At 60.6% G+C, this 11252-nt stretch carries 9 protein-coding genes; 6 read left to right on the forward strand and 3 right to left on the reverse strand.

The features are described 5' to 3' along the window. Window positions 1–231: 231 nt before the first annotated feature. Entirely contained in the window at window positions 232–1632 is a 1401-nt protein-coding gene (dnaA, locus tag ABSB13_RS08065; protein ID WP_428107272.1) for a chromosomal replication initiator protein DnaA, read from the reverse strand. Window positions 1633–2229: 597 nt separating this feature from the next. Here dnaA and hemL point away from each other — a divergent pair. From hemL to ABSB13_RS08090, 5 genes are all read left to right on the forward strand, one after another. Beyond that, the gene (hemL, locus tag ABSB13_RS08070) at window positions 2230–3531 is read left to right on the forward strand and encodes a glutamate-1-semialdehyde 2,1-aminomutase (protein WP_428107274.1); all 1302 of its coding nucleotides are present in this window, start codon (window positions 2230–2232) and stop codon (window positions 3529–3531) included. 22 nt (window positions 3532–3553) lie between these two features. Next, window positions 3554–3769, forward strand: a complete 216-nt coding sequence (locus ABSB13_RS08075; RefSeq protein ID WP_331961527.1) for an AtpZ/AtpI family protein — start codon at window positions 3554–3556, stop codon at window positions 3767–3769. A gap of 10 nt (window positions 3770–3779) precedes the next feature. Continuing rightward, entirely contained in the window at window positions 3780–4169 is a 390-nt protein-coding gene (locus ABSB13_RS08080) for an ATP synthase subunit I (RefSeq protein ID WP_428107275.1), read from the forward strand. 24 nt (window positions 4170–4193) lie between these two features. Beyond that, window positions 4194–4889 (forward strand): F0F1 ATP synthase subunit A, encoded by a 696-nt coding sequence (gene atpB / locus ABSB13_RS08085; RefSeq protein WP_428107277.1) that lies wholly within the window; start codon window positions 4194–4196, stop codon window positions 4887–4889. 120 nt (window positions 4890–5009) lie between these two features. Continuing rightward, on the forward strand, window positions 5010–5354 hold the full coding sequence (locus ABSB13_RS08090) for an ATP synthase F0 subunit C (RefSeq protein WP_428107279.1): 345 nt from the start codon (window positions 5010–5012) through the stop codon (window positions 5352–5354). Between the two features lie 81 nt (window positions 5355–5435). Here ABSB13_RS08090 and ABSB13_RS08095 read toward each other — a convergent pair whose 3' ends face one another. Continuing rightward, window positions 5436–6266 (reverse strand): Smr/MutS family protein, encoded by an 831-nt coding sequence (locus tag ABSB13_RS08095; protein WP_428107281.1) that lies wholly within the window; start codon window positions 6264–6266, stop codon window positions 5436–5438. A gap of 200 nt (window positions 6267–6466) precedes the next feature. Between ABSB13_RS08095 and ABSB13_RS08100 the strand changes: the two genes are divergently transcribed. Further along, the gene (locus ABSB13_RS08100) at window positions 6467–8989 is read left to right on the forward strand and encodes an AsmA family protein (protein WP_428107283.1); all 2523 of its coding nucleotides are present in this window, start codon (window positions 6467–6469) and stop codon (window positions 8987–8989) included. Between the two features lie 181 nt (window positions 8990–9170). On the opposite strand, the gene ABSB13_RS08105 is transcribed toward ABSB13_RS08100, so the two are convergent. Further along, complete coding sequence (locus ABSB13_RS08105) at window positions 9171–11144, reverse strand: Kelch repeat-containing protein (protein ID WP_428107284.1); 1974 nt, start codon at window positions 11142–11144, stop codon at window positions 9171–9173. Window positions 11145–11252: the final 108 nt, after the last annotated feature.

Raw genomic sequence — 11252 nt, forward strand, 5'->3', positions numbered from 1 at the left:
TAGCCCGTCTCCTATTTCTGGATCTTAGATCTTTAAAAAAGAATAGCAGTAATAGTAGGAGTTGTGGATTTGTTGATTGATCGCGCAACCGCCCGAAAATGAAAGCCGATCGATCGCTGAAAAGCTGTGAGCGAAAAAGCGGCTGACCGACAGGGCCGGCCTTGCGCGCACCGGCCCTGTCGATATCGATAGCCTTATGCCCACCTCACCCACAGCCTCCTCCACCTCGATTCACGCGGCATTGGCGCGAATCGATTTAAGCTCGCGCTCGATTTTCTCGATCGAGAGCCGAAATGCCGGATCGCTGGTGACGCGCCGCATGATCAGGTTGTGCGCGTGAATCACCGTCGAATGGTCACGCCCAAAGTGCTCGCCGATCGTCGGAAACGAGCTGTCGGTCAGCCTGCGGCACAGATACATCGCTACTTGACGGCAAAACGCGATGTGCTGAGTGCGTTTTTTCGACTTCAAATCCGTCAGGCGAATATGGAAAAAATCCGCCACCGTCTTCTGAATCGATTCGACGTCGGGCTTCGCGTCGGCATTTCGAATCAGATCCTGCAGCGCCTGCCGCGCGAAGTCCACGGTGATTGCCGATTGGTGGAGCGAGGCCAGCGCCGCCAGCCGCGTCAGGCATCCCTCGAGCTCGCGCACGTTTGACGAGACGCTCTGCGCGATATACATCGCGACTTCCGGCGCCATCCGCAGATTCTCGAGCACCGCCTTTTTCTGCACGATCGCCACGCGCGTCTCGAGGTCGGGCGGGGCGATATCCGCGATCAGTCCCGACTCGAACCGATTGCGCAGCCGGTCCTCGAGCCCGGGGATTTCGCGTGGAATTTTGTCCGAAGTCAGAATGATCTGATGCCGCTCGGCGTGAAGCGCGTTGAAAGTATGGAAGAATTCCTCCTGGGTGCGCTCGCGGCCGGCCAGGAACTGCACGTCGTCGAGGATCAACGTATCGACCCGGCGAAATTTCTCGCGGAACTCGTTCATCTTGTCGCGGCGCAGCGAGTTGATCATCTCGTTCATGAAAATTTCGGCCGGCATGAACAGCACTTTCCTCGGCCGATCGCCGCTGGCCCAGATATGGTGCCCGATTGCAGTGACCAGGTGAGTCTTGCCCAGGCCGACCCCGCCATAAATGAAAAGCGGGTTGTATTTCTCGCCCGGTTGATTGGCGACCGCCAGCGCCGCGGCGTGCGCGAACTGATTGGCCGATCCCACTACGAACTCCGCGAAACTGTAACGCGGGTTCAGGGTGGGATGCCGATCGCCACGCGGCGCGGCAGCCGCCGTCGTGCGATTGGGCGCGGACGCCTTGCCATTGCCATTTGCATGGCCGTTGGCATGACCATTGGCTGGGCGTGGCTGCGGCGTCGCCACGGCAGCATTTTCGCCGAGGGTCAGCCGCACCTCCATTTCCTCGCCTGCCTCCCGCGACAGCGCCGTGCGCATCAGCCCCAGGTAACGTTCGTTGATCCAATCGCGGAAAAACCGATTGGGCGCCTCGATTGTTACAGTCGATCCTTGATGAGCGACGAAATTGAGCGGACCAATCCAAGTCTCATAGCCGACCTGACCCAGCTCATCGCGGATGCGGTCAGCGGCCCTTTGCCACAAACCATTCATATCGTCTCCCCCTGCCAAACCCGGACCGCCCACTTCGGTCCGGGATTAGTGCGCGGCATCAGATAGCGCGCGAATTACGCACAAGCTTATCCACATCTGTGGATAAGCTAAATTTCCCTCGTTGCAGCCGACAATTTGACGGTGCTCCCCGCCGGACTATCAACTTGTCCGGGTTGCTCTCGGTTCTGTTAGGGTTAAAAGTCCGACTGAGAATGCGAGCGATATACACGCGCTTAAAAGTCATATCCAACGCGCCGCGAGCGAACCCCTGGAGCGGAAAATGGTTCTTCAAAAGAAGAAGTGTGCGGCCAAGTGAACGTGATAAACTTATTTCGCGATGAGGACAAGCGCGGAAAAAAAATTGGCGCTATGCGCGCGGATCGAAAAGGAAATTTCGCGCGCGAGTGATCGCGCGCCGCACGCACGAAATTTCACGCTGATCGCGCGATCGCGTCAATCCGCTGTGGAAGCCATCGCGCGCGATCTCAACTTTTCGCGCCGCGGCGCAATTCGGTCTCATCATGACGCGTGCAATCGAATTTTTCTTCGCGATCGTAAAATTTTTTTTGATAGCGCCGAATCCTCAGGAGAATTGCGATGACATCCCGCAAAAAATCAGATGAACTCTTCCATCGCGCCAGTGTTAAGATTCCTGGTGCGGTGAATTCTCCCGTTCGCGCGTGGAAGGCCGTCGGCGCGCAGCCAATTTTTATCGAAAGTGGCAGCGGCGCTACCTTGATCGACGCCGACGGCAACAGTTTTCTCGACTACGTATGCTCCTACGGCCCCGCCATCCTCGGACATGCCCATCCGCGCGTCACACAAGCCATCGCCGAGCAGGCGCGCAGCGGTCTGGGCTTCGGCGCGCCGACGCGCCTGGAGGTCGAGCTCGCGGAATTGATCTCGTCTGCGATCAAGTGTGCACAAAAAATCAGACTCGTCAGTTCGGGAACGGAAGCCGGCATCACCGCGCTCAGGATCGCGCGCGCGGCGACCGGGCGTCCGAACATAATAAAGTTTGACGGATGCTATCACGGGCATAGCGACTCGATGCTGGTGCGCGCCGGTTCCGGCGGGATGACTCTTGGTCAACCCGACAGTGCCGGCGTTCCATCGGCGCTTGCCGCGATGACGATGGTTGCGCGATATAACTCCATTGAAACAGTCGAAGGTTTATTCCGCGCCGCGCCTGACAAAATCGCCGCCGTGATCGTCGAGCCGGTCGCCGCCAACATGGGGGTCGTAAATCCCGACCCCGGCTCGCTGAAAGCGCTTGCCGAAATTGCGCACCACAACGGCGCTCTGCTGATTTGTGACGAGGTTATATCCGGGTTCAGGCTATCCTTCGGATCGGTTGCTGAAAGCATGGGCATCGCGCCCGACCTCATCATGCTCGGGAAAATAATTGGCGGCGGAATGCCAGTGGGCGCAGTCGCCGGCCCGGCCAAGATCATGGACTTGCTCGCACCGATTGGTCCGGTCTATCAGGCGGGAACGTTGTCGGGAAATCCGGTTTCGGTTCGCGCGGGGCTCGAAACCCTTTCTATTCTAAAGGAAACCAATCCGTACGCCGCGCTCGACGCCGCCGGCGCGCGGCTTGAAGCCGGACTGCGCGACGCAGTGAAAGAACTGCGAAAAAATGGCGGGTCGGGATGCGTCAATCGCGCAGGATCGTTGCTGACGATGTTTATCGGTCCAGAGCGTGTACGCGATGCCGACGAGGCTCGCGGGTGCGACGGCGGCAAATTCGCGAAGTTCTTCCACGGGATGCTGGATCGCGGGATAAATATACCGCCGTCGCAATTCGAGGCCATGTTCATCTCGACGGCGCATACCAATGCCGACATCGACCGCACTATTGCCGCCGCTCGCGAATCGGTCGCGTCGATGCGACAATGATCGGTTCTGAGGTGAATCACCGTTGGCGCTGATCCCCGGAAAGTACGCGCGGCCGCTCGCGATGGCGCTAGAGATCCCGATGTCGCCGATCGCGGGCGGGGTGTTGGGCTATTACATCGATGAATACTTTCAAACCGGGCCATGGTTCACCGGCATTCTCGCATTCGCGGGCTTCATACACTCAATTTTGACGATCATCAGGATCGCCAAGGAAATACCCCCCGGTTCGGAAGGCTAGCGAGACGGCGGTGCGAAACGACCGTATCCCGACCATTGCGGCGATTCAGCGGATGAATGTCATCCTGATGGCCGGCACGGCGATCGTTCTCTTTTATTTCGACTCCAGTTCCGCCGCCCTCGGATGTTTGCTCGGCGGCGCCGTCGTAATCGCCAACCTATGGCTGCTCAGCCTCTTCGGCGCGGCGATCCTTTCGGCCGCCGGCGCGGGCATCTCCAGCACCGCTGCCAAGTTTGGCGTTATGGCGATACCACTCAAGATGCTGATCGTAGTGGGCCTGGTCTATCTGCTCTTCAAACGCACACACATTGACGGTCTGGGATTCGCGCTCGGGGTCTTGACTCAAATGACCGCTGCAATTATTGAAACCGGGCGTGCTTCGCTCCGCGGCGCCAGCTAAGATTGCCGCGGCGGAGATAATTCCTTGCAGCAGTCGATAAACTTTCTCGAAATGATCGGTGGGGGCAAAATCCCTGAGGTTCTGGTTGGCACCTGGCTGGTGATGGGGATCCTGCTGGTTTTCGCATTTTTTGCGCGACGCTCGCTGGCCGCCGCCGCGGACCCAATCGTCCCCGACGATAAGATCACGTTGTGCTCGGTTGCGGAGACCATCGTAGAGTGGGTCGACGGTTCCGTTTCTGAAGTTACCCAAATCCATCACTACCGCGGATTGGTCCCCTTCTTCGGCACGCTGTTTATGTTCATTCTGCTTGCGAACTTCCTCGGGCTCGTCCCGGGGATGGAACCTCCCACATCCGATTCCGATCTTACTTTCGCGTTGGGAACGATTTGCTTCGTTTTCTACATCTATCAGGGGATGAAAGCGCAGGGCGTGGCCCGTTACTTGCGGACTTTTTTTGGACCGATGATTGCGGTTGCGCCGCTCATGCTCGTGATTGAAATCGCCGACAACCTGTTTCGCCCGTTTTCGCTCGGTGTACGTCTTTACGCCAACATGTTTGCCGATCACATGGTGCTCAGCATCTTCACGGGCTTGACCAAGTTGCTGATTCCTCTGGCATTCCTGACGCTTGGATCGATCGTGTGTGTTATACAGGCGATGGTCTTCATGATCCTGTCGATGGCGTACGTACGCCTTGCGGTCAGCCACGAACATTAGTCGAAAAGCATAAACAGATTTTCATGCGCCCGAGATTCCGCCCGGAAATTGTGGTGGTAGAGGAAGAGAGGTGGCCCGGTCGCGGCACTTGGAGGCGCGCGAAACAAGGAGGAACGAGAAATGGTTCGACGGATAGGGAAGGTTCTAACGATAGTCTCGATTGCTATCATCGCGTCCCCGCTGCTCGCGATGGCAGCAGAAGCGGCACCCCCGGTGGTCAGGCTGACCGCTTCACCGCTGAGCGTGGGATTGATTGCGCTTGCCGCAAACCTCGGCGTCGGGATCGCGGCGTTCGGCAGCGCGCTTGCCCAGGGTCGGATGGCAGCGTCAGCGATGGAATCCATTGGGCGTAATCCCAACGCGGCCGGGCAAATTTTCACTCCGATGCTGCTGGGCCTCGCATTCATCGAAGCGCTGACCCTGTATGCGCTGGTTATCGGATACCTGCTGCAGGCGAAGATCTAGCGATTGCGCAAGCCGACAACATCAATGTCGTAGTGACAGCGGGGCCCGACGGGGCCCCGTTTCTTTTTTTCCTGGCCGCCGCTATCCGCGGCGCTTGGCGCCCTGCAAAATGTCGAATGGCGCGCGGCTTTTTTCCCGCTTCAACAGCACGTATGTCGCACCCGCGCCGCCATCGGCCGGCCGCGCGCTCGTGAATGCCAACACGTGCCCGCCAATCGCGCCATGCGACAGCCATCCTGCCGACGCGTGCTTGAGCACGGAATGGCCGCCGGGAGATCGCAGTCCGCGTCCATGCACGACCAGCACGGTGCGCAACCCCTTGCGAACCGAGGCGATGATGAACTCCTTGAGCGCTTCCTTGGCGGCGCTCTGGATCATGCCGTGCATATCGAAATGCGCCTGCACGGCGAACTCGCCGCGGCGGAGCTGCGACACGAGTCGCGGGTCCAGTCCGACGCGGTATCCCTCGAGGTACTCGTCCGACTCGGTGATATCGAAGGGCGCCTGTCCCGATACCAGGTCCGACAATCGCGCGATTACCTCCGCGTCCTCATCGACGATCGTGTGAGTCACCGGCGGTTCGACCGGTATCCGCGAGCTGCGATTGCCTTTGCCGCTCAGCGGGCGCACGCCCTCGAGCGCGCGGCGCAGGAAAGACTCGTCGTCGAGCAACTCGTCATGCAAGTCCTGACCTAAGTCTTGCGCGGGTTGCGCGGGTTTTTCGACGACCGGCGCCGCCGGACTCGTGGCCTTGGGCTTGCCTGGCGGTGGCGCAGGCGGCACCGCTCGCCCGGCGAGCATTTTCTTCAGGTCTTTAAATGGCGACGAAAAGACCCGCTCGGGCGCCGGCGTCGCCTTTCGTTCGCCGTCTCGTTCGTCATCCTGGCGGCCATGCTTTCGCTTTTTTGCCATCGGAAGGGGTCGCAGGTCCGGACATGTGCACGACTAGACAGACTATGCCGGGGACGCAACGCGGTTCAAACTGCGTCCGCGATCTGAAGCGATCGGAGAGGAAAATCGTCTGGGTTAATGATGCGCATTCGGCGCGCATCGACTACACTGGCCGGGATGCCGCGAAACACTTCGAAATTGCCTGATGCGAGGCCCCTCATATGCGTCGTGTCATAGTAGCCGCCGCAGCAATTGTCGGAGCCGTCGTGATTTTTGCCGGCGCGATCCTCTTCTATGCCGCGACCAACCTGAATTCGATCATCGCCGAGCGCCGCCAGCCCATCCTGGAAAAGGTCAGCACCGCGCTCGGCCGCGATGTTCATATCGACGACATCAAAGTGAGCTTCGGCTGGGGAATCCTCGCCGACGTGACCGGGGTCCAGGTGGCAGACGACCCCGACATCTCGAACAAGCCGTTCATCGAGGCGAGCAATGTTTACGCCCGGCTGGAACTGATACCGCTGCTGGCGCGCCGGATCGAAGTCACCGAGGTCGTGCTCGACCAGCCGGTGATCCGAATCGTTCAGACTCGCGACGGCACTCTCAACGTCTCCACGCTCGGCAGGAAAAAAATCAGCACTGAAGAGGAGTCGGGCGAAGCCGCGCACAAGAGACGCAGGGGCATAATCGGAGGCTCGCCGATGGCCGAAGCGGGCCGGGCGCCTGCGACGCTGGGCTCGCTGTTCGTGCAGAATTTCACGATCGATGGCGGCACTTTGGAATTTGAGACGCAGGGTGCGCCGCAAGCCGCCACCGTCAACGCGATCGAACTCAAGGTCCGCGATTTCGGCTTTAACGCGCCCTTCAGCGTCGCGCTCACCTTCGCCGCACTTGCCGACCGGCCAAACTTCGATCTTTCCGCGACGATCGGGCCCCTAATCAACAACGGCGTCATCGACATCGACGCGATTGCGCTGTCGGGCACGGCCAAGGGCGGCCCGATTCTACTGACCCAGCTGGAAACTATCCCGATGCTCGCCAACGCCATCAGGCCGAAGCTTTCGATTTCCGGCCCGTTTAGCTTCGACGCCTCGGCCGACGGCACTGTTCAGTCGATCAAATTCAACCTCTCGAGCGATTTGAGCGCACCAGCAATCGCCTTCGGCGACACGTTTAGCAAGCCCGCCGGCCTGCCGCTCAAGATTTCCGCCGAAGGTACGCGGACCGGTTCCGCTGTCGGCGTGACGCTCGCCAACGCCACTCTCGGCGACCTCGAAGCGAAGGCGGCCAACATTAGAGTCGGCGGCGCTGCGACTGCGGCCCACCTCGATACCAACAACTTCGATATCGCTCCGATCGCGAAGATGATCCCGGCTCTGGGCAAATACAACTTCGAGGGCAAGACCGAGATCCATTCCGACGTTACGCTTGAGGGCGGCAAGGCGTCGGCGGACGGCACGGTCGCGCTGGCGGATGTCGGATTGTCCATCCCCGATCAGAAGGCCCCGCCGCTGAGCCATCTCAGCGGTAGCATCAAGCTCACGGGCACCAGCGCCGACATTGGCCCGCTGACGTTCAACCTGGGCGCGTCTCAGGCAACGTTGAAGGCGCATGTCGATCAGTTTCAGCCATTGGTCATGAGCTACGAACTGAATGCGGCCGCGGTTCATCTGGCCGATTTCGCGCCCTCGCGGCCGCCCGACGAAGTGATCAACCAGCTTTTTGCCAAGGGCGCTGTCTCGAGTGCTTCGGTGAAGGCTGCGGCCGTCGATTCTGAAATCACGTCGGCGTCGGGCAACCTCGCCAACGTCCCGTACCAGAACCTGAATCTGTCGCTTTCGCTCGAGGGCAAAACCGCGCGGGTGACCCTGCTCAAGGTAAAGGCATTTTCGGGCGAAATCGTCGCGACAGGAGACACGCGGCTCGAGGCGGCGGCGCCGATGACGGCGTCGATCAGTTTTTCCAATCTCGATCTTCAGCAGGCACTCGACGCGCAAAAATCCAGGGCCGCCGGGACTGTTCGCGGCTCGCTCGGTGGAAGCATCAATCTCACCGGGAAGACCGGCAGCTTCGACGAGATGAAACCGACGCTCAAGGGTAGCGGCAAGCTGATGCTGACCAACGGCAAGCTGGTTGGCGTCAATATCGGCGGTCAGGCGCTCAAGAAGGTGCAGAAACTGCCCGCGATCGGCAATCTGGTTCCGGAGGCGGTCGTCAAGAACCATCCCGAGCTGTTCGTTGACCCCGACACCGACATCCAGCTCTCGAGCCTGAGCTTCGTCCTCGCCGGCGAGCGAATTACCTCGCACGACATCAAGCTGCAGACCGTGGATTACAATCTGCTCGGCGACGGATGGTTCGACATGGACAGGAATATCGACCTGGCGGCGCGAATCGTGCTCTCGCCGCAATTCAGCAAGGAGCTGATCGAGCAGAAGAAGGCGGTCGCGTTCATCGCGAATCAGGACGGACAAATCGACATCCCGCTGCAAGTCGTCGGGCAATTGCCCAAGCCGAAGGTCCTGCCCAACGTGACGGAACTTGCTAATCGCGCCGGAAATAACGCGGTCCAGGGGCAGGGTCAGAAGTACCTCGGCAAAATTTTTGGCAAGAAGGGACTTCCGGGAGGATTGGGAAAATTTCTCGGCGGCGATTCGGGTGGAAATAACGGCTCGAGCGGCAGCGGAGCACCCGCCGGCAACCCTCCACCCAATCCACTCGATCAGCTGAAGAAACTATTCTAACCCACGCGCGGATTCTTTTTACTCGGATACAGTGGCTGGCCCCTGCAGCTGAGTAAGGAGGCAGGGAGGCGGGCGGAGTTTGCCCTGAGCCCTTCGACTACTTCCGTGAATGCAGCAACGCCGGCCCTCCTGTTGGGGGACCGGCGTTGCCGGTTACGTCACTCTGTTTCGATTCGCTCGGCTATGGCAGCACCGCTGACGCTGGAGTATTGGTCGGAATGGCGCCGCTGGCGAAGCTCGTTCCGAGCGACCAGGTCCCGCTCGACTGGCTGTACAGCTCGCTGTAGTCGGTGGTCGCCGCGCTGCCGCTGGCGCATGCACCAGCTGCTCCGGCCTGCGACGTTCCAATCACAAATGAATCCAGGTTCGCGGTGCTCTCGGTGCAGGCGCCGCCAATTACGATGACGTCGGACGCGTCGGCGCTCGCTCCTCCGAGCTCGGCCTCGGCCGCCCCTTCACGCGCCTGATTGAGCGAGCCGGTCGCGCTGAAGGTGCCGCCGGTTCCCGTGGCTGGATCGTACAGGTCCGTCTCTTTCTGCGCGGTCTGCTTGAGCAAGGTAGTGCCCACGCAGGTTGAAGGGAACGTGCCTGCCTCTACGTCCACGCCGCCGGGCAGGATTACGTCGCCCGCCAGAGTGTCAGTGACGTCATCGAACAGGGTCGCGTATCCCGCGCGCTTCACTCCCATGGTGTTGGCCGCCGCGCTCCAGGTCTGAGTGCTCGGATCGAACACTTCCGCCGTGTTGAGCGTGGTCGCAACGAGATCTCCTACTACGGCGCAGACGGCGCTATTGGCTTCGATGCCGCCAAACGCCACCACGTCGCCGGACAGCGGGCCGGTAACCACGGCCGGATCCAGCGCTACCAGCGCGAACAGTTCGCGCGGGGTGGTCAGCGACCCGGTGGTCTGCGTGAAACTCGGCGGAGTGGATGCCGGGTTGAAGATGAACGACAGGTTCGACGACTCACCGAGGAACTGGATCAAGTCGCCGCCCGCGATCAGTATCTCGCCGCCGTCGTTCGGGATCAGCGTTGCCTCCTGGTCCACCATGCCGCACTCATAAGTGTTGGCCGAGGCAATTCCACCTGGCGTACTGGTGCTGCCCAATGATGAGACGTTGGCCGTGTATTGGAAGCTGGTGCCGCTGGGAATGGCGGTTACTTTGAGGTTTGCTCCGTCGTATCCCACCGGAGTTACGCCGGAAATTGCAACGTAGTCACCAACGATCAGGCCAGGCGGATTCGCCGTGGTGTTGGCGGTTACCGTTGTTCCGCTTTCGGACAGGCTCAAAATGTTCCCGACTTCGGCAGTTCCACCGGTTCCAGCGGTCAATGTTGAGGAGCTGGACGTGTAGGTAAACGTGTTGCTGCCGGGGGTGGCGGTTACGACGAAGCTTCCGTTGTATCCCGTACTACCAGTACAACCCGGGCAACTTACGCCGGCAATTATAACGCCCGCACCAATGGTCAGGCCCGGCGGGTTCGCTATCGGCGTGGTGACGGTTACAGTTGTTCCGCTTTCACTGGTCGACGAAATCGGATTCAGAGTTGCGGGCAGAGAGCAAACCGAAGCAAGCCCGCTGCTGCATGCCGGCGTCGTCGCCGACGACTCTCCCGCCGGGCATGCCGGAATCGGCGAGCTTAACGCCGTGAAGGTGTCGGTGGCCGGGTCGTACAACTCCGCCGTGTTGAGCGCGGTCTGGGCCGGATTTCCAGACGGCGTGGTGGTCGCCAGGAACGAACTGCCGGCCGAGCCGCCCACGATCAGCACCTGACCGTCCAGTGAGGTGCCGCTGCCCTCGATTAGGGTCGCGGTCGGTCCCGAGCGCGCTGTGGTCATCGCATAGCCGCTGCCGATGCCGGCATACGTGAACAACCCGGTGGTCTCGTCGTACAGCTCCGCGGTATCCAGCGCTGTGCACAGGAAGCCGCTGGCGCCGCCAAACGTTGACGCTGCGCAGGTCTCGCCGCCCACGATCAGGGTCAGCCCATTAGGCAGCGCAACCGATGCGGCCGACTCGCGCGCCGTGTTGAGCGAGCTCACCAGCTGGAAGCAGTTGGCGGATGGGCTGAAGAGCTGGGCGCTTGCGCTCGACACCGTCGAGGTCGCGAGGTGGATGCTTCCGAGCAGGCCGCCCGAGTCGCCGCCCGCCATCAGGATGCTCCCCGACTCGGATGATCCCAACGGCGTCGGAACGCAGGTCGGAGTCGCCGTCGGCGTTGCCGTTGCCGTCTGCGTGGCGGTCGCCGTCACCGTCGCCGT

The sequence above is a fragment of the Binatus sp. (SeqCode) genome (assembly GCF_050013435.1).
GTDB lineage: Bacteria > Desulfobacterota > Binatia > Binatales > Binataceae > Binatus.